An 18802-nucleotide genomic window follows, 5' to 3' on the forward strand; every position below is an offset into this window, starting at 1 on the left:
AACCCGTAAAGAGTTTGACGTATTAATTTTTAGATTCGTTTTCAACAGAAAGCGTATATAGCTCTTTTGTAATCAATACCAGAAAAGTTAAGAACAGAGAAATCACAACGCTCGCTGCAACAATGTACAAACGTTTCGGAAAGGCTTTTTTCGCAATAGACTCAGCAGGCTGAATGATGTTAAGTGTGCTGAAATCACCTTTAACCAACTCTAAACTTTTTCTTGCTTTATTCAGATCTGAAATGGTATTCAGTAATTCCAGGGATATTACATCTGAATGTAAGTCTTGCTCTTTTGCATGAAGTAATGTTTGAATGGAATCAATGCCATGATATTTTGCAAGGATAATTTTTTCATAGGATTCAAATATTTTCGTACTGAGCGTAACCAACGGTTTTTTGTTCATATCATCAATTCGTGCAACCATATCATTTACAATGATTGCTGCAGTATCGGCATTTTTATCCATCAAACTGATCTCAATAGCGCTGAATTCATTCTCAACAACTCTTAAATTTCCTATAAACTCTTCCCGTACTTTATAATCTGCTAATACATCTGAACGATCGATGTCATAGCGGTCTAGTAAATTGTACTTTTCGATTATGTAATGCTGAATTTCTCTTGATTCTGCAAGTGCCATAATACGGTCGCCGTCAAAGGAGCTCCCATAGGGTGTAGCTGCTACATCAACGTTTCGTGGATCGTATGCTTGCGGGTTAAAAGGATATAAGATACAGGTAGATTTATAATATACCGGCAATAAAAAAGAAACGATAATACTGAGAACAAGTACTGAGCTACCTGTAACAATAAAAAGTTTTTTGTTTTTAACGATCAGACGAATGGTGTCAAGAATTGTGAAATCTTTTTTCATAGAAGTAATTATATAGATACGATATCTTTCGATCCGTGATTTTTTTGTTTAATACTAATGGATGTGATCGATGCTAAGAACGCAAAGAATACGAAACTTATTTTAGATGTATCAAGAAAGTTATTAAAGAACCCGTGTACAACATACGTTGTAATACTCATAGCAATTCCCATCGATAAATACCAGGCAAAACTATCGGTGGATAGATTGGATATATTCTTAATAGAAATGATGATTGCTGCGATTAATAGAACAACATAGGTTATACCCATGAATAAACCATTTTCAGAACTGAGCAGTAAATATTCAGAATGTGCAGTGCCTCCTGTACCGGCATGGTATTTTGACTGCGGATTGCGGATACTGATCTGCGTTGTTTCACTTGCTTTTTGATAAGGGAAGTATTCATGTTGATACATTCCGTATCCAAACCCTAAAAACGGGTGTTTGTCGATCATACGTATAGCCGACTTCCATCGGTTGAGACGTTCAAGATTGGATACATCGTTACTTACATTGGTGATCGATTTTACCTGATTGCTGAGATTGGTTTTTAGTGTTTTTGATTCCGTCTGATTTCTTTTTACAGACATGAATAAGGTTTCCTGATTTGCTGCAGCCACAATCAGTACAACAACAACAAGAGCAGCGAAGATCCACCAGCTAATTTTTAAACGGATATAAAAATACAATGCGAATGCAATAAGTACACTGATCATTGCAGCGCGGCTGTAGGATAAGATCAGGCCTGAACTGCATACGATCATTAGGAATGCAAAGAAAAGTGTACGCGTGCCGCTTTTTTTGAAATACCAGATTGTGCAAACAAATGCGATCGGGATCATAAATGCTGCCATGGTAGCGTATATGGTGTGATCAGAATAAAATGGATTTGCTATGTACCAGCAAGCCGAACGATTAAAATTAAATGCAGCATGTCTGAAAAAATTTATAAAGCAGACCATTGAAAAAGAAAATAAGAAGAGCAGAAACAATTTGCGTATAAAGGTATTGTCGTCTTTGCTTAGATATAGTACACCCCAATAGGCAGGTATGATATAAGCTATGGTTTGAATAGCCATGCGTAACGATACAGGAAGATTTACCGAAAAAAAACTGCTTACGATAATTAAACCTGTGAATAAGAAAAATAAGATAGATAGCGGATGCGTTATATAAGAAACAGGCAATCCATCAGCCGTAAGGCGATATATTGTTGCAACAGTCAGGATAAGCAGCAGCGGTTCTAAAGGAGTATTCAATGTAATACCAATAAAGTGGTATTGAATGTTTGCGGAAAATGGTAAGAGGAAAGCAGTTATATAATAACCCATCCTAATATTTAACAGAACTATTAAACTGATTATTAATCCTATTGGCAAGATCGCTAGAGGGATCATTTCCAAAGACACACCAATAAGGCTGCAAATGCTTAAGATAAGAATGAAAATATACTCTTTTGAAAAAGCTGAAGAATAATCGTCTATGTATTTTTTAACATTCAATGTTTTAGCGTGTCTATTGTTATTTTGCGTATTATTGCAACTAAAATTTACGAAAGATAGGAAAATTATATAAAAATATTGCGCTTGCTATACTTTTAAACCTAACGATTAAACCAATCAATTTATTGTTGGAAAATCTAGTTCAGGATAAGATTGGTCATGAACAATACGGTTTATTTGCAGCACTGAATGCACTGGCATTTTTATTTATTGTTATTCTAGATCTGGGCATCAATCAGTTTGTAACTAAGAAATTTGCCACTGAAAGTCAGGCTCAATCAGATCTATATTCAACGTATTTCTCTTTTAAGTTCGCACTGGCTGGTTTTTATCCATTTTTCATGATACTTGTCGGCTATTTGCTGGGGTATGAGAATAATGAAATAGTATTGCTTTTTTTAATCAGTTTGGGTTATTGCGGACTGCAGCTGATCATGTATTTGCGTGCAAAATTTCAGGCGTCTCAATTATTTACCATTGATTCGATCGCATCGATCTCGGATAAAAGTATCTTGATTGTTGTCACCGGTATTCTGCTTTGGATTGGAATAACACTTGATAATTATATTGAAGCCCGTTTGTTTGCAACATTCCTTGCATTAGCTCTTGTTGCTATTCCGGCAATTAAGATCTATTCTCCTAAAGCCTTTTCGTTCAATTGGAATTATCTAGACTGGAAATCGATCGTAAAGCAAACGTATCCTTTTGCATTTATTACGGTCTTATTTTCTGTACATGATAAGATTGATCAGGTAATGATCGAGCGTATGCTGGGTGATCATGCTTCCGGATTGTATGCCGGCGCGTATCGTTGGCTGGATGCGTTTATGATGTTCTTGTGGACGATACTTCCGATGTTCTTTGCACGATTTGCTTTTTATAAGAATACGAAACAAGACTTAACGAAAGTACTGACGATGGCTCAGATAGTGAGTGCTGTGCCGATGATCTTTGTAAGTTGTTTTGTGTGGTTTCATGGCGAACAGCTGTTTTTTTTATTGGGAAACAGTACCGGTCCGGAAATTATAGAAATGACTTTCTGTCTTAAAATTCTTTTTATTGCAGTATTTATTCATGCATATTTTGCTTGCCTGGGTACCTTGCTTTCGGCAACCGGCGGAGAGTTTTACATCAACCGGATGTTAATCTTCAGCATTCTTATCAATATTATTTTGAATCTGTTATTATTGCCGTTTATGGGTATTGCCGGAGCAGCAATTGCAACTGTCATCAGTACATTATTTATTTCACTGTCTTACCTCATTTATATTATCCGCAAAGGAGAAGCATATATTGATTTTTATATTTATTTTAGGCTCAGTATTGCTGCACTTATAACGGTAGGTGCATTTTATATCTGTACTATCTTTGAAGTGAAATGGTTTATTGCAACTGCTATTTCAGGCGCAGCTTTAGTAGGAACAGCATTCATATTGGGTCTTCAGAAAGCCATACATAAAATGTAATGTATGTTTTTAAGTGAATTTTGTGTGAATTCTAAGTAGTTACATTTGAAAAAATCAGGTATCTACGTACATTGTTCTGTATATTTGCATTTAGATAGGTGGTCATAGAGAATATACACGTTTGTATAAGCAGTATTCATGGGTCTTTATTTTAATCATTCGGGTTGGCTGTTTTCTCGTTTTTTTTCAGGAGCTGAATGGCGGTTGAAAGGAACTGATGGATCAAAGAGTATTTATCTAACGTTTGATGACGGTCCGGTGCCGGAAGCAACGCCTTTTGTACTGGATGTGTTAAAACAGTTTGGAGTTAAAGCAACTTTTTTTTGTGTCGGTGCCAATATTCAGAAATATCCTGAACTATATAAACGTATTTTACATGAAGGCCATCGTACGGCCAATCATACATACAATCATTTAAACGGCTGGACACATGCCGACGATTATTACTTCGCGAATATCATGGCGTGCGAAGCAATGATGGAAAAATTAGAAGAAGATATCATTATGCCTGCAGAATGGCGCATAGAACGTTTGATTCGTCCGCCATACGGTAAAATGAAAACGGCTCAATGCGACTATTTAAAAACCATTTACCGGGTGATCATGTGGGATGTTATCACCGGAGATTTTGATAAAGATCGTGGTGCTGTAAAATGTTATCATACAGCTGTAGATGATACGCGCGACGGTTCCATTGTTATTTTTCATGATAGCATAAAGTCTTTGGAAAATGTTAAATACGCATTGCCTTTGTACCTCGAAGAATGTTTGAAAAAAGGATTTCAGTTTAAAACACTATGAGTTTCGTACCATACCTATTTTTAGGTTACGCTACTGTTTACATATTCTATCAAATCATTTTATTGTATCGGATATTTTTTTGTTATAAACCCGTAGCATTCGCATCTCAAAAGCCACAGGTTTCAATACTGATTGCAGCCCGCAACGAAGAAGCGCATATTCTGAATTGTCTTCAAGCTATAGAATGTCTTAACTATCCTGCAGAAAATATTACAGTATGGATCGGGGACGATCAATCTACAGATGCTACACATGCGTTGGTAAAAACATTTATACAAGACAAACCAAACCATCACCTTATTGCTATTGAGCCTTCTGTTACGCATGTAAAGGGTAAAGCCAATGTACTTGCGCAGTTGGCGCGAAAAGCACAAGGAGAATTTTTATTTATTACCGATGCCGACATACAGGTTCCGAAATATTGGATTGAATCTATACTCGGTGGCTTTAAAGAAAAGACAGGAATTGTTTCAGGTTCTACGATTGTAACAGGTAAGAGTTGGTTTGCTCGTATACAGCGTATTGATTGGGCGTATGCCTCTGGCATGATACATGTTGTTTCTGAAATGAATATACCTGTCACTGCTATAGGTAATAATATGGCGATCCGCAGAACTTGTTACGACGATACAGGAGGCTATGAAAATCTTTCGTTTTCTGTAACTGAAGATCTGGAATTATTTCTTGCAGCACTTAAAAAGGGCTGGGGATACCGAAATTTATTAGATGCAGGTTCAACAGCATTTTCTGCTCCAATGGAAAAACTTGGTGAAACGTTGCAGCAGCGGAAGCGATGGATCACCGGAGCATTCCGCTTGCCTAAGTCACTGGTAATTTTCCTTGCTTTACAATCCATCTTTTTTCCAGTACTGGTACTTGCATTTATATTCTTACCATGGATTTGGGTGCTGATGTTTTGGTTGACAATAATTAATTTGCACCATTCATTTATTGATGTTGTTGCTTATAAAATGCAGGTAGGGCGTTTACGAAGAAACGTACTATTATTTGAACTGAACAGATATTTCTTTCCGTTGCTATTGTTTCTGTATAGCCTGCTGCCATTGGGCGTAGAATGGAAAGGAAGAACATATAAAGGAAAAGAAATACAACCGTAATAATTATGAATTATAAATTATGAATGTATAACTTCTCTATACTATGACTTGTGGCACAGGCCACGAAGACGAATTAATTCATAATTTATAACTCATAATTCATAATTATCAACATGGGCATTATAGAGACACATATTCATTTATATTCGGAAGAATACAAAGCAGATCGAAATGCATTGATCCAGCAGGCGATTGATATTGGTGTTGAAGCGTTTTACATGCCGAATGTAGACATTCATTCCATTGAACCGATGTATGCGGTTGAGAAAGAATTTCCTGCACATTGTTTTGCCATGATGGGCTTGCATCCCTGTTATGTAAAAGAAGATTATAAAGAACAGCTGGCGGTTATTGAGCAGCATCTGGCAAGCCGTAAATTTATTGCTTTGGGTGAAGTTGGTATTGATCTGTATTGGGACAAAAGTTTTTTAACGCAGCAGCAGGATGCCTTGAACATACAGGCAGAGTGGGCACTAAAATATAATTTACCTATTGTGATACACAGTCGTGAAGCAAATGCAGAATCGCTGGAAGTACTGAAGCCATATATGCATCGAGGTTTGCGTGGTGTGTTCCATTGCTTTTCGGGTTCACTGGCTGAAGTTACGGTGTTGAAGACTTATGGCTGGATGATTGGTATTGGTGGAGTAGTAACGTATAAAAAAGCAGGACTGGATACTTTGATCGAAGAGATCGGGTTGGGACAGGTGGTACTTGAAACAGATGGTCCGTATCTGGCGCCGGTGCCGCACAGAGGCAAGCGCAACGAGCCTGCATACATTGATCTGGTTGCACAAAAAATAGGTGACGTGCTGCAGATGTCGAAAGAGAAGGTGGTGGAACAGACCACGGCTAACAGTCGACTGTTATTTGGTAGATAGTTTCCAGTTGCTAGGTACTAGTTTCTAGATAAAAGTACAGAGTACTTAGTACAAAGACAACGGAATTTAGTAGTTAGTAAGCATTTAGTAATCAGAAATGTATCTGTTTAGTTGAATAGAAATCCTGTTATCCGTTTTAATCCTTTAATCCTGTTTTGTTTTTGCCCTAATAAAAGCGTTTATTTGTAACCCGATTCAGAATATAGTAGCATTTCTTTTTTGTTATTTGTCTTTTGAGATTTGGAATTTGAATCATAGAGAGGTGTCCGAGTGGTTGAAGGAGCACGCCTGGAAAGCGTGTGTACGGGTAACCGTACCGAGGGTTCGAATCCCTTCCTCTCTACGTCTTAAAAAGCTCTTCCAAATCGGAAGGGCTTTTTTGTTTTATAGAGAATCAATAGTCAGTGTCCGCGGCGGCGGGCTAAATACCAGACAAGGCGGAGACCTAATTGAATATTTTTTTGATTTTATTTTTCACAAAAAAATATTATTTATATAATTTCGCAAAATCACAAACAACAGGTTTTACATAAATCAACAGATGACTAAAAAGATGTTTAAGTCATGGCTATAACCTATTGATTTATTAAATCTGAAATTAAAAACACAAAGAACCTACATTAGTTTACGTTAATTTAAATGAGTTATGGCATTTATTGATGAAGTACTGCAAAGACCCTCCTACGGTTGGGCGGATGAAAATGGTAATCTTGTAAAGCCGACAGGCAAGCAATTGTTTACTGAACTTTGTTCCAGAATTAATATTTTTAAATCACGAAAGAACTGGATTGCATTAGCAGGATGGTTTTGGGTACTATGTTTATTACCCTTTGTGTATTTATTTCTGACAAAATATTTTCAATGGAAGCTATTATTGCTCTGCATCTTCTACAGCATGGTAGTAATGGGCACTCATGGTACAATTTGGTATCACCGATATGGTACACATCGTGCTTTTGTTTTTCGTAATTCGTTCTGGCGTTTCATTACACAAAACTTAGTAGTTAAATTAATACCTGAAGAGATATACATTGTTTCACATCATGTACATCATTCTAAATCTGATGCGCCTGGAGATCCTTATAATGCATCCGCAGGCTTCTTATATTGTTTTTTAGCCGACACGAACCACCAGCTCATTTCAAAAGATCTCGATGAAAAGAATTATGCACGTGCAGCGGTTCTTGTAAAACATACAGGAATAAAAATCAATTCTTATGATCAATATCAAATATGGGGTTCAATTGCTGATCCATTCCGTACAGCTGCGCTTTGGATAGCAAACTGGACATTCTGGTACGGAGCATTTTATCTGATAGGAGGACATGCCCTAGCCTGTACACTTTTTACTGGAGCATTGATATGGGTGATAGGTGTGCGCACGTTTAACTATAATGGACATGGCAAAGGAGAAGAGAGACATAGAGAAGGCTTGGATTTTAATCGCAAAGACATGTCAGTAAACCAGTATCGACCGGGATTACTTGCAGGAGAGTGGCATAATAATCACCATATGTATCCTGGTAGCGCACGCTCCGGATTTCTGCCTTATCAACTCGACTTTGCATGGTATTATATTTATTTGTTATATAAGGTTGGCGCTGTAACTTCTTATCATGATTCTAAAAAACAGTTTTATGAGTACCATTATACTCCTTATATAAAGGCCAAGAAGGATTCAATTAGAGAACTTGTTGATTAATTGATCATGAAATGTCAATTCACAATTGATTGAAATTTTAACAGGTTTATTAATAAAAAGTTCGAAATTCGGCTCCTCCTCTCTACAAAGCCCTTGAGCAATCAAGGGCTTTTATTTTTTATTCCATGTTTGCGCCAGAAAATTTCAATCCCATTTATTCCCGAATACAACGTACAGAATATCCCTTATGATTATAAGGCCCATAAAAACTTACAAATACTGAAAGCTCATCAGAATCGCGAAGAAGTGCATATTCATGTTGTTTATAATTATCGTCAGGATAACTCCACCAGACAGTCCATGATCCCAGATTTGAAAAGTGACTATTTAGCATCCCTGCCGGAGAAGCACTAAAGCCACTTTCATTCGTATTGTCCTTTTCCTTTTCCTTTCCCCAGAGTTCTGGTATTTTCATTTTTTTTCCGGATTCTCTTCTTCCAAGATATTCGTATAATGTTTGCCATTCTTCATTGGAAGGAATTTTCCAACCTTCCGGTGCTAAGTGTCTTGGATCTGTTACCGCATATAAGTTATAGAGTTTGCCAAAAAGTCTTTCATTTTCAGGGTTGTTGTTGTAATAACACCAGGCAGGCTGTTTGTTTTTGATTGCTTTATTCCATTCATCTAGTGTCTTTGCTTCTGGTATGGAATCTCCATTTCTAAATACAGCTACATCAAGATTCGATTTTGTCCAGACTTGTGTTCCTATCGTCACTTCATCTTTGTTGGAACAGGAAAAAAAGATAACTAAAGTAAGTGCGGTTAATTTAAAAATCGCTTTCATTTTTTTATTTCTGTAAATGTTAATATGAAATTGTTTTAGCAATATAATTAAATGTTGATTAATTACCCTCACTAGTATAAGTACCAGACTTTGGCAACGAAGGGGATTGCTTAATTCTATCCTTGATGAATTTTTATTCGCTTCGTAATAGTCTGATATTTTTTAGATACTGTTATCTAATCTGTCCTGAAGTAATTTTACGATCAAAAAACTCAAACAAGGCTGTGTTTAAAACCAGCATCAGCATTCCGTAAAAGATATCCTCTACAGGTATTGTTCCAAGACGGATTCCAAGATTCTGTGTATTGTCGTACCATACGATCGGTGCGTCAAGGCCTGTACCTGTAAGGATTCCGTTGACAATGAAAAATGGCAATAATATAATCAGGTATGAGAAATAAAAATTCGGTATCCACCGGAAATTAAATACAAATGTAAGCAGTACAAGAGTTATGGCCAGTAAAATACATGTAAGGCTGGTGTATATGTTCGTAAGATGCAGTGCACCTACAAATAAAAGCACTATGGCCATGATAATTGTTATTTCTTCATAGGGAATCTTATTCCTGTCAGGATAAAATAACTTGAGGCAATGATAGGTATATATACTGGAGAAAGGGATGCAGATAAAGAATAAAATTTCTTCGATAGGCAAATTGCCAATATAGATTCCTGTTAAATACGTAGGATTAAACCCCCATACACCAAGGTGTGTATAGTACATATCCCATATGATAAACAAGGTACATACAATCAGATTAGATAATCCAAAGGCAGCCCATTTTGTGTAGAATCCAAATTTAGAATGAAAGCTAAAGATCAACGGGATGATCAACGAACCCAGGTCAATTGCCAGATACGTATAATTAGTGTCCATTTTTCCTTGCTTCTTTGAAATATTTAAAAGGAACCAATAGCATACCGAAGCATTCTCCGTCTTCTTTACCTAAATGTTTGTGATGTATTTTATGTGCTTTTCTGATTGCTCTGAAATAAACAGAATCTGCATTTCGTAAAACTTTAATACGCTGGTGTATGAACAGATCATGAATAAAGAAATAGGCAGCACCATAAGTGGTAATGCCTACTGCAATCCAGAAGGGCAGCGAAAAATCTTTAATACCAATAATGAATAAAATGATTGCAGGTGTAGCAAAAATAAGAAAGAAGAAATCATTGTGTTCAACCGGTGTTTCCGGGTTAGGCTGGTGATGGTCCTTATGCAGTTTCCAGAGCAGTCCGTGCATAATGTATTTGTGTGCAAGCCAGGCAACAAATTCCATTGTTAAAAATGTTACGATGATTACTGCCGTACTAGCGATCCAATTATCCATATGTAGTTGAAGATCTAATTAAATAAATTTTTTTCCTGTTCCGTACACAAGCCGGATTGTAGCATAAAATCCTTAATTCGTTTTTTTAAATCTGCATCATTCACCAAGGAGTATTTTTGTAGAATAAATGTTTTATCTGTAGTAATCTGATTGCTGTAGCCTAAGAATGAAGGTGCACTTGTTTGTACACAAATTCTTAGATATCGAAGTTCAATGTTGTTTGGTTCAATGTTGATTGAATTTTCAAGTAATACTTTTCCTTTATTGAAATAGCTGAGCTTAGTATATGGATTATATACGTATTTTGCTTCAATCATGTGGGAAACTGCAATATATCCTTTAATACTTTCAGTTGGATTTTGAATCGATGTTACTGTAGTTTTAAACGTTTCGGAATCTTCTTTTGATAATGAAGCTTTGTAATACAAATTCCGGATGGTAATCATATTCCATTCTTCACCCTGTGTACATACAGGTAATAGAAAGAGTAGAACATAAGGAATAATGCGCATTATAATATGTTCAATTGATTTCGCAAATAACATTGAAAGAGTAATCCAAATTTATTGAGATTGGGTATACGAATGCGTTCTTTTAAAATACGCTCAGCCGGAACAGATTTTATTTTATTGAATAAATGCTGGTAATAAATATATGCAAGATATACGCCAAGTCTTGCTTCTGACGGAAGCTCCTTAATGCCGATAAGTGCATGCTGGAAATCTTTTTCAATATCCGATTCAATACTTTTTTTAATTTTCTGATCAAAATTTTTCATGCTTACATCAGGAAAATACGTTCTGCCTAAAGAATCAAAATCTTCTTTTGCATCCCTGAGGAAATTTACTTTCTGAAAAGCTGAACCTAGACTCATTGCATACGGTTTTTGTTTCTCATACATAGTTGCATCTCCTTTAACAAAAACATGTAGACACATTAGTCCTACTACTTCTGCAGAACCTACAATGTATTCTTTATACGATTCCTGATCATGAGCAGATTGTTCAAGATCCATTTCCATACTTTTTAAAAACGTATCGATCAGTTCCCATTCAATATTATAATCGTGTACGACCTTTTGAAAAGAATTTAGGATGGGGTTGAGGCTTATTTTATCTTCCAGTGCAGTAACCGTATCGTTTCTAAACTGTTGCATGAGACGTTTTTTATCATATCCATGAAAAGAATCAACAATTTCATCAGCAAACCTCACAAAACCATAGATTGCATAAATAGGGTCGTGAATTTTTTTATGCAGAAAATAGATCCCTAATGAAAAGCTGGTGCTGTATTCTTTTGTCGTTAATTTACTACACTTGGCAGAAACGTTGTCAAATAAGTGCTTCATATATTCACTTTCAGGGTTTTCAATAATTCATTTGCAGCTACCTGTCCCGATACAATAGATGGTGGTACACCCGGCCCCGGTACGGTTAGCTGTCCGCAATAATAAAAATTTGGAATGTTCTTGTTTTTTATTTTGGGCTTAAGGTTCGCTGTCTGCATGAGTGTGTTGGCTAGTCCGTAGGCATTTCCCTTGTACGAATTATAGTCTTCTATAAAATCGTTCACACAATAACTTTTTACATACTCAATATTTTCGCGAACGGAAACGCCTGTATACTTTTCCAATCGTGTTAATAACAGATCGTAATACGAATCTCGTATTGATTTTTCATCTGCAATGCCAGGTGCTATGGGCATCAGGATGAAGAGATTTTCTTTATCCTTTGGTGCTACAGAAGGATCTGTTTTGGAAGGGCAGCAAACATAGAAGAGGGGATTGCTGGGCCATTTCGGATCTTCATAAATTTCAATTGCATGCTTAGGGAAATCCGCATCAAAAAAAAGATTGTGATGTTCCAGTTTATCCAACTTTTTATTTACACCGATGTAAAAGATCAGCGAAGACGGTGCAAATACTTTTTTGTCCCAATAATTTTCTGAATAATTCCGATCGTTGGATTGTAATAGTTTGCTCTCAACATGATGATAGTCGGCAGATGCGATCAAGCCATCTACGTTTATTGTCCGACTGGTTGTGCTTAAGCTAATCTTTGAATCATGTAACTTTTTTATTCCTGTTATACCTTCAGAAAGATTAAATTCTACGCCATGTTCACGTGATATTTGAACCATGGCATCGATTACTTTTTTAAAGCCACCCATTGGATAATACGTACCTTGCTTCAAGCCTGCATAATTCATAAGGCTGTATAGAGCAGGAGTATTTTTAGGCATGGCTCCTAAAAATAATACCGGAAATTCCATTAACGCAATCAGCTTTTCATTTTTAAAATAGCTGCGTACATGTTTACTGAATGAAGAAAAAACCTGCAGACGGAACACACCGCTGATTGTATCTGCATTTATCAGTTCCAATAAAGATAGGCCAGGTTGATAGATGAGCTTTTTTACACCCACATCATATTTGTATTGCGCTTCACGCATGAATGCGACAAGTTTATCCGCTGAGCCGGTTTCTATTTGTTCAAAGAGTTCTAATAATTCTTCCCAGTCAGCGGGAATTTTTAATGTGTCTCCATCTGAAGTAATGATCTGAAAACCCGGGTCCAGTTTTTTCAATTCATAAAAGTCGCTGCTGGTATGACCAAACTGATTGTAAAAGCGTTCGAATACATCCGGCATCCAATACCAGCTTGGGCCCATGTCAAAGGTGAAGCCATTTGCTTCAAATTGGCGCATACGTCCTCCGAGCTGATCGTTTTTTTCAAACACCACAACTTTTTGTCCCTTCAGCGCTAACACAGAAGCAGCACTTAAGCCACTCACTCCGGATCCTATGATTCCAATTGTTTTCAATAGTGTATGTTGATTTTAAAAATTAGTTATTTAATAGTTGAATGAATGTATTCATGTCAGAGATCTGCACATGATCTTTGGGCAATTTTATTTCTTCGAATAAATAGGATGCACCGCAGACATATTTTTTTATTCCCGGAAAATCCTTTTTCATATTGTTGATGAATGTTTGCAGCCATTCAGCAGAGTGGTAGCGCACGATAAAGTATTGCAGGCATTCCGGTTCTACATCTTTTATTACGGCTTTTAAATTGTAATACGGTACACGTTGACCCAGATAAATCACGCGTCTGTTGGATGAACGTATCAAAAAGTTAGCAATAAGCAACCCTATTTCATGATCTTCTTCTTCAGGCAAAAAAAGCAACCAGGTTTCGGCCGTTGAAGGCGGTATAGGTAGCTGTTCAATGGCATGATGTAGTTTCTGTTTTAAGATGTTTGAAATAAAATGTTCCTGTGCTGGTATAATTTCACTCTTGCCCCACAATATACCTATTTTAACAAGTATTGGATAAATAACTTTCTGATAGCAAACAACCAATCCATATTTTTGAGTTGCTTGTTTAAACACCTTGTTAAATTCATGTTCATTGTAATCGATTCCGGCTGCAATTAATTTATGTATGTATACTGAGATTTTAGAATCTTCATCTTCAGCATGCTGAATAGAGCGCTCGAGCAACTCGTTTATTTCTGAATCTGTAAGCTGAATTATTCTGGAGATTTTAATTCCCAGTTTAATGAGCGTAGAAACGTTTAATAAGCGCCGAACCTGATCGTCGTTGTAACTGCGTATGTTTCCATCGGATCTTAGCGGAGTAAGAAGATTGTAGCGCTGCTCCCAAATACGGATCGTATGGGCTTTAATTCCGCTTAATTTTTCCAGATCTGAAATAGAATACTGAGACATATTTTGTTTAATTGATGTTGAAAATAGTTAAACAAAATAGGAAAAGCAAATTTATCATAATAGAAGGTTATTATGTGTGTAAGTTTCTATTATGAGAAGGGGAAATGGGTAATTGAAGAATGAAAATTGCATCTTTTACAGAGGTTGTTGAATGCAAAACAGTTACTTCAGAAAGAGATAAATCAACCGGGATATATAACCTTTGAATTCAATTTCATAACTTGAAAAGTTGTGTTAGAAAACGAATAAAGGCAATTTGTAGAAATCGCTAATTTAAATAAACCTAATTTACCTATATCATGCAAAAGCAACTTGCGCTTATTATTATCCATTTTTTGATTTTTATATCTGTTTTTACATTATTCAAAAACGAAAAAATATACCATGCTACTTTGGGTAAAGTATCCATGACCTATGAAAGATCAGGAACCTGGGAGAATCCAGAGATCAAGCTGGTAAAAAAGCCTTTTATTGCTATTACCAATGAGAATCTTGAACAATGGGATGCCTCCATTTATAAGTGCATCGAAGAATATAGTTATTCTTTGGAAGGTGACTGCTATAACAAAGTTAAATTTGCCTTCTTCCCTCTATTTCCTTTACTATGGAAAACGACTCATTTGAGTACCATTGGAGTTTGTATGTTAAATTATTTACTTTTTGCAGTAAGTATTTTAATTCTCATTAATATTCTAACTCATTCTCTGCCTACCCGTGAAAAAATAATACTTCAGTTGATATGCTTCACGATACCGTCTATCGTTATTTATTATATTCCTTATTCAGAAGCCATCTTTATGATGACAATGACACTTGTTGTCTTTGGAATTCTCCGGAATAAATACGGGTTATATTTTATTGGGTGTTTCCTTGCAGCTACTTCGAGGCCTGCTACGGGGTTTATTGTTTTTGCAATTTTACTAACGGAATTATATTTATTTTATAATTATAAAGACTTACGCACGCTCATTAAAAATGTAGCTATGAGAGTAAGCCCCTTTTTGTTAGGATATTTCTGTGTGTTATCAATGGAATATTTTTATACAGGTTCTTGGGATGCTATTGCTGAAGCCCGAAAATACTGGAGTGAAGAATCGCTAGGATTTCGTTTGCCTGAACAGATTAGCGATTGGTCAGTAGAAGGCTTTGGAATGTCGTCTTTTGTTTTATTTTTTGTTATTGTTCCCTCTTTTATTTTCCTGATACGTTTATTGTTAAAACCGCCTATTAAAAATGTATCATCGGGATATACTGCAGAACCAAAAGATTATCTTGTCATGGTTTCTTTATCCTATGTGTGTTTATTTTTTATATATTTTCTCTTTTTTCGAGGGGGAAGTATGAACAGTTTTACCAGATACATAATAAATTCACCTTTGTTTTATTCTCTGTTGATCATATTGTTTGAAAAAAAGATCAAATCTTCATGGGGAGTTCTGAATAATAGCCTATTCTTTTTTATCTCATTGATTTTGCTTTGTACCTTTTTGTCCTTTGTGGAATATGGAGGTGGACGTTTTCGTTTTGAATATGCCGGAATGTATATTTTTATTTTGCTGGCTTTTTATTTCAGCTATAACAATTATTTCAATTATTATATTCGTACTCTTTGCATTATTGGTCTATGGTTATTGAATATAGTATGGAGCACGTATTTGCTTGATATGTTTATTTGCAATGGATGGATCTATGCTTAATAAATTAATTCTTTTCGAAAACATAGAACAGATTTATCATAACACTACCATTAAACGGATTTCCTAATCTTTCTGTATACGCAATACATAGATGCCACAAACTAGTAAAATAATCAACCTCTGGATCATCATAGGTATTACCATATTAAATGCAGTCGGCATGACCATTGTACTTCCGCTCTTTCCATTTCTGTTAGAAAAATACGTTCCTGCTAAAGATGTTGCTCTTGTAATGAGTGCACTTGTATCTGTATTTGCTGTGAGTACATTCTTTGCAGCTCCTGTATTCGGAGCACTTAGTGATCGTTACGGACGCAAACCGATTTTGATCGTAAGTCTGTTGGGTTCTGTAGTAGGATATATACTGCTTGGAGTGGGCGGGGCACTTTGGATTCTTTTTCTTGGAAGAATCATTGATGGACTTACTGCAGGAAATCAAAGCGCCTTATTTGCATACATTACCGACAGTACAGAACCTGAAGAAAGAGGGAAGTGGTTTGGGTACCTTGGCGGTGCCATTGGTATTGGCTTTATGATCGGACCTGCTATCGGCGGCTTGTTCGGCTCCGAATCCATTACCTTGCCTTTCTTTATTACAGCGGGCATCACGATGGTATCAACCTTGTGTATCGCACAGTTTGTACCTGAATCACTTCCTGTAGAAAAACGTACCACACATCTTACGTTGCAAAACTTCAATACCTTTTCTCACTTCAAAGATGTTTTTTCTTTGAAAGAAGCCCGTGCATTGCTTGTTATGGGTGCGTTCTTCTATATTGGACTTAACATCTGGCAATTCAATGCAAGTATTTTTTTTAAAGATGTATTTCTATGGGGCCCATCCTATATTGGAGGTGTCTTTGTACTGGTTGGTATCTGTGATATTTTATCCCGTGTAGTTTTATTGCCTCAGTTGCTTAAGAAATGGAGTGAACATACCATTGGCATTGTTGGCCTTTGCGGACTTTTCATAGGACTGGGACTTATATTTTTGAGTTCCTATATTCCATCGATGTATCTTATCATTGCAGCAGTTGCATTCATTGTGTTGGGTGAAGGCTTGTTTGATCCTTCCTATAATGCACGTTTATCTATGAGTGTGGATGACACTATGCAGGGGCAGTTGCAAGGAACCAATCAAAGTCTGCAGGCTTTGTATCATGTAATTGTTCCGTTGGGAGCAGCAGCTATATATACATACAGCCACGGTGCTGTATTTGCTGTGGCAGCGGTGTTAATGGTTGGTGGTTTGGTATTATTTGCGAAATTAAAAACGAAGAATGCATAAACGATAAAAGTCCGGAATAGATTTTTATATATTCAACAAACAATACAGATATGGAAGATTCAAAAAAACAATCGGATAAAGCAGGTGATGTAACACCGAAGATCACTGGCATTGGCGGGGTTTTCTTTTTTTCTGATAATCCGAAAGAAATGAAAGAATGGTACGTTAAAAATTTAGGACTTGAAATCAATGAGTGGGGTTCTTCTAGTTTTGAATCCAGAAATATGAATAAGCCGGAAGAAATAGAATCTCTTCAATGGAGTCCATTCAAAAAAGGAGATGAATATTTTTCTCCATCAAAAAAAGAATTTATGATCAATTACCGTGTTCAGAACCTGGAAGGACTTGTAATTAAACTCAAGGGAAATGGGGTAACCGTACTTGATGATATTGTCACATACGACTTTGGAAAGTTTGTACACATCATGGATGCAGAGGGCAATAAAATCGAGCTCTGGGAACCTGCCTGATAGGTGTCTGCAGGACTATTCTTCCTCTACACAAGGTACTTTTTTGTTTACCGGCATGTTTGTTCTGCCCCACAAAGACATTACATCAATAATCGGTAACAGCGTTTGTCCAAACTCGGTAATGCTGTATTCAACCCGCGGCGGTATTTCCGGGTAGATGATGCGTTTCAACACGCCATCCATTTCAAGCTCTCTGAGTTGATTGGTTAAACTTTGTTTACTGATCTCAGGCATGTTTTTAAGAATGGAACTATACCGATTGACATCATTCCGGATATGATAAATAATGCTTGGTTTCCATTTTCCACCAAGAAAATTCATGCAATGTACTACAGGGCAATTCCCCGGATTGAACTCTTTTGTCTTTCTTTTTAACGAATTTTCCAATAGTCTATAATTTTAGCCTATATACAAGTTAATAGTCTATGAACCGTATACTGACAAAGTTAATAGCTTTGTCCATTATTTAAAGATAAGAGGATGAAAAGAATAATTGTGGTGACGACTAAACCGGTAAATAATACTACAGAGGCAGATTTTGAAGCATTAAAAGCGAAAGAAATGGCATTTATAGAGAGCTGGAAAGCTTCAGGAGTTTTAGAGAATTTCTATATAAGAGCTGAAAAAAACGGGGCGGTACTTATTTTTAAAGGTTTAGAGACAGAAGAGGTGATCAAGAATATTGAAGGTTTACCATTCTTTCCCTACATGAAAAAAATCGAATACATGATTTTCGATAAAATATTTTAGATCTATCCTGATAATTCCTATAGTTATTCTAATACTATTCATTTACAATAGGAATTAGGTCAATTAAAAACTGTTTTTCAGTACGACCTCAGAGGGGTCGCACGTTTATAGCACAAATATCATAATAGTTTTTTGCGCACAATACCGAAGGAATTTTATTTGAAAGAATACCTTCGGTATTGTGCGTATTTTGTTTGAATCTGATAATTCTATAAACATATGACCCCGCTGGGGTCAGAGCGTATTATCTACTGCAGTATGTGTTTTGCAAACTAATTTGTATGAAAGCGTCTGACCCCAAAAAAAGGATTCACGATAGATGTGACGAATGCTTCTCATTTTGGAACATAACATATCGTATTGAAGCCCCAAATTCGTTGATCTAAAAGAAAATTT

Annotated in this window: 19 protein-coding genes and 1 tRNA gene; 10 read left to right on the top strand and 10 right to left on the bottom strand. The window is 36.2% G+C overall.

Annotated elements, in window-relative coordinates:
• Positions 1-22: 22 nt before the first annotated feature.
• Positions 23-877: a GumC domain-containing protein gene (locus A3EE_RS0119205; RefSeq protein WP_018345074.1), complete on the bottom strand. Its 855-nt coding sequence runs from the start codon at positions 875-877 to the stop codon at positions 23-25.
• A gap of 8 nt (positions 878-885) precedes the next feature.
• Positions 886-2211: an O-antigen ligase family protein gene (locus tag A3EE_RS0119210; RefSeq protein ID WP_018345075.1), complete on the bottom strand. Its 1326-nt coding sequence runs from the start codon at positions 2209-2211 to the stop codon at positions 886-888.
• A gap of 248 nt (positions 2212-2459) precedes the next feature.
• On the opposite strand from A3EE_RS0119210, the gene A3EE_RS0119215 reads away from it, so the two are divergent.
• The 6 genes from A3EE_RS0119215 (at position 2460) to A3EE_RS0119240 (ending at position 8350) form a co-directional block, all read left to right on the top strand.
• Positions 2460-3848, top strand: a complete 1389-nt coding sequence (locus tag A3EE_RS0119215; RefSeq protein ID WP_083921297.1) for an oligosaccharide flippase family protein — start codon at positions 2460-2462, stop codon at positions 3846-3848.
• Between the two features lie 138 nt (positions 3849-3986).
• Positions 3987-4649, top strand: coding sequence for a polysaccharide deacetylase family protein (locus A3EE_RS0119220; RefSeq protein ID WP_018345077.1), 663 nt, complete (start codon positions 3987-3989; stop codon positions 4647-4649).
• Entirely contained in the window at positions 4646-5767 is a 1122-nt protein-coding gene (locus A3EE_RS0119225; RefSeq protein ID WP_018345078.1) for a glycosyltransferase, read from the top strand. Before A3EE_RS0119220 ends, A3EE_RS0119225 begins: the two co-directional genes overlap by 4 nt.
• A 113-nt stretch (positions 5768-5880) precedes the next feature.
• Positions 5881-6648: a TatD family hydrolase gene (locus A3EE_RS0119230; protein WP_018345079.1), complete on the top strand. Its 768-nt coding sequence runs from the start codon at positions 5881-5883 to the stop codon at positions 6646-6648.
• 256 nt (positions 6649-6904) lie between these two features.
• Positions 6905-6991 (top strand) — tRNA-Ser (locus tag A3EE_RS0119235).
• A 303-nt stretch (positions 6992-7294) separates the two neighbouring features.
• On the top strand, positions 7295-8350 hold the full coding sequence (locus A3EE_RS0119240) for a fatty acid desaturase (protein WP_018345080.1): 1056 nt from the start codon (positions 7295-7297) through the stop codon (positions 8348-8350).
• Between the two features lie 154 nt (positions 8351-8504).
• Here the strand turns inward: A3EE_RS0119240 and A3EE_RS20975 are convergent, their stop codons facing one another.
• The 7 genes from A3EE_RS20975 to A3EE_RS0119275 all read right to left on the bottom strand — a co-directional run bounded on the left by A3EE_RS20975 (position 8505) and on the right by A3EE_RS0119275 (position 14201).
• Entirely contained in the window at positions 8505-9134 is a 630-nt protein-coding gene (locus tag A3EE_RS20975; protein ID WP_018345081.1) for a fibrobacter succinogenes major paralogous domain-containing protein, read from the bottom strand.
• Positions 9135-9306: 172 nt separating this feature from the next.
• Complete coding sequence (locus A3EE_RS0119250) at positions 9307-10011, bottom strand: lycopene cyclase domain-containing protein (RefSeq protein WP_018345082.1); 705 nt, start codon at positions 10009-10011, stop codon at positions 9307-9309.
• Entirely contained in the window at positions 10001-10468 is a 468-nt protein-coding gene (locus tag A3EE_RS0119255; RefSeq protein ID WP_018345083.1) for a sterol desaturase family protein, read from the bottom strand. Before A3EE_RS0119255 ends, A3EE_RS0119250 begins: the two co-directional genes overlap by 11 nt.
• A gap of 14 nt (positions 10469-10482) precedes the next feature.
• Positions 10483-10980 (bottom strand): hypothetical protein, encoded by a 498-nt coding sequence (locus tag A3EE_RS0119260; RefSeq protein ID WP_245553874.1) that lies wholly within the window; start codon positions 10978-10980, stop codon positions 10483-10485.
• A complete protein-coding gene (locus A3EE_RS0119265; protein WP_018345085.1) occupies positions 10980-11816 on the bottom strand; it encodes a phytoene/squalene synthase family protein in 837 nt (278 codons plus the stop codon). The genes A3EE_RS0119260 and A3EE_RS0119265 overlap by 1 nt, the downstream gene beginning before the upstream one ends.
• The gene (locus A3EE_RS0119270; RefSeq protein ID WP_018345086.1) at positions 11813-13291 is read right to left on the bottom strand and encodes a phytoene desaturase family protein; all 1479 of its coding nucleotides are present in this window, start codon (positions 13289-13291) and stop codon (positions 11813-11815) included. The genes A3EE_RS0119265 and A3EE_RS0119270 overlap by 4 nt, the downstream gene beginning before the upstream one ends.
• 22 nt (positions 13292-13313) lie before the next feature.
• Positions 13314-14201, bottom strand: coding sequence for a MerR family transcriptional regulator (locus tag A3EE_RS0119275; protein ID WP_018345087.1), 888 nt, complete (start codon positions 14199-14201; stop codon positions 13314-13316).
• Between the two features lie 299 nt (positions 14202-14500).
• On the opposite strand from A3EE_RS0119275, the gene A3EE_RS0119280 reads away from it, so the two are divergent.
• The 3 genes from A3EE_RS0119280 (at position 14501) to A3EE_RS0119290 (ending at position 17656) form a co-directional block, all read left to right on the top strand.
• Complete coding sequence (locus tag A3EE_RS0119280) at positions 14501-15898, top strand: hypothetical protein (protein ID WP_018345088.1); 1398 nt, start codon at positions 14501-14503, stop codon at positions 15896-15898.
• 91 nt (positions 15899-15989) lie between these two features.
• Positions 15990-17186, top strand: a complete 1197-nt coding sequence (locus A3EE_RS0119285) for a tetracycline resistance MFS efflux pump (protein WP_018345089.1) — start codon at positions 15990-15992, stop codon at positions 17184-17186.
• Positions 17187-17236: 50 nt separating this feature from the next.
• On the top strand, positions 17237-17656 hold the full coding sequence (locus tag A3EE_RS0119290; protein WP_018345090.1) for a VOC family protein: 420 nt from the start codon (positions 17237-17239) through the stop codon (positions 17654-17656).
• Positions 17657-17671: 15 nt separating this feature from the next.
• On the opposite strand, the gene A3EE_RS0119295 is transcribed toward A3EE_RS0119290, so the two are convergent.
• Positions 17672-18043 (bottom strand): winged helix-turn-helix transcriptional regulator, encoded by a 372-nt coding sequence (locus A3EE_RS0119295; protein WP_018345091.1) that lies wholly within the window; start codon positions 18041-18043, stop codon positions 17672-17674.
• Between the two features lie 93 nt (positions 18044-18136).
• Between A3EE_RS0119295 and A3EE_RS0119300 the strand changes: the two genes are divergently transcribed.
• Entirely contained in the window at positions 18137-18406 is a 270-nt protein-coding gene (locus tag A3EE_RS0119300) for a muconolactone Delta-isomerase family protein (RefSeq protein WP_018345092.1), read from the top strand.
• Positions 18407-18802 lie beyond the last annotated feature (396 nt).

Origin of the sequence: Cytophaga aurantiaca DSM 3654 (assembly GCF_000379725.1) — a bacterium.
Lineage (GTDB): Bacteria > Bacteroidota > Bacteroidia > Cytophagales > Cytophagaceae > Cytophaga > Cytophaga aurantiaca.

Coding starts and splice junctions, on each gene's coding strand:
- A3EE_RS0119205 (WP_018345074.1), bottom strand. CDS start 877: ATGAAAAAAGATTTCACAATTCTTGACACCATTCGTCTGATCGTTAAA.
- A3EE_RS0119210 (WP_018345075.1), bottom strand. CDS start 2,211: ATGGGTTATTATATAACTGCTTTCCTCTTACCATTTTCCGCAAACATT.
- A3EE_RS0119220 (WP_018345077.1), top strand. CDS start 3,987: ATGGGTCTTTATTTTAATCATTCGGGTTGGCTGTTTTCTCGTTTTTTT.
- A3EE_RS0119225 (WP_018345078.1), top strand. CDS start 4,646: ATGAGTTTCGTACCATACCTATTTTTAGGTTACGCTACTGTTTACATA.
- A3EE_RS0119230 (WP_018345079.1), top strand. CDS start 5,881: ATGGGCATTATAGAGACACATATTCATTTATATTCGGAAGAATACAAA.
- A3EE_RS0119240 (WP_018345080.1), top strand. CDS start 7,295: ATGGCATTTATTGATGAAGTACTGCAAAGACCCTCCTACGGTTGGGCG.
- A3EE_RS20975 (WP_018345081.1), bottom strand. CDS start 9,134: ATGAAAGCGATTTTTAAATTAACCGCACTTACTTTAGTTATCTTTTTT.
- A3EE_RS0119250 (WP_018345082.1), bottom strand. CDS start 10,011: ATGGACACTAATTATACGTATCTGGCAATTGACCTGGGTTCGTTGATC.
- A3EE_RS0119255 (WP_018345083.1), bottom strand. CDS start 10,468: ATGGATAATTGGATCGCTAGTACGGCAGTAATCATCGTAACATTTTTA.
- A3EE_RS0119260 (WP_245553874.1), bottom strand. CDS start 10,980: ATGCGCATTATTCCTTATGTTCTACTCTTTCTATTACCTGTATGTACA.
- A3EE_RS0119265 (WP_018345085.1), bottom strand. CDS start 11,816: ATGAAGCACTTATTTGACAACGTTTCTGCCAAGTGTAGTAAATTAACG.
- A3EE_RS0119275 (WP_018345087.1), bottom strand. CDS start 14,201: ATGTCTCAGTATTCTATTTCAGATCTGGAAAAATTAAGCGGAATTAAA.
- A3EE_RS0119280 (WP_018345088.1), top strand. CDS start 14,501: ATGCAAAAGCAACTTGCGCTTATTATTATCCATTTTTTGATTTTTATA.
- A3EE_RS0119285 (WP_018345089.1), top strand. CDS start 15,990: ATGCCACAAACTAGTAAAATAATCAACCTCTGGATCATCATAGGTATT.
- A3EE_RS0119290 (WP_018345090.1), top strand. CDS start 17,237: ATGGAAGATTCAAAAAAACAATCGGATAAAGCAGGTGATGTAACACCG.
- A3EE_RS0119300 (WP_018345092.1), top strand. CDS start 18,137: ATGAAAAGAATAATTGTGGTGACGACTAAACCGGTAAATAATACTACA.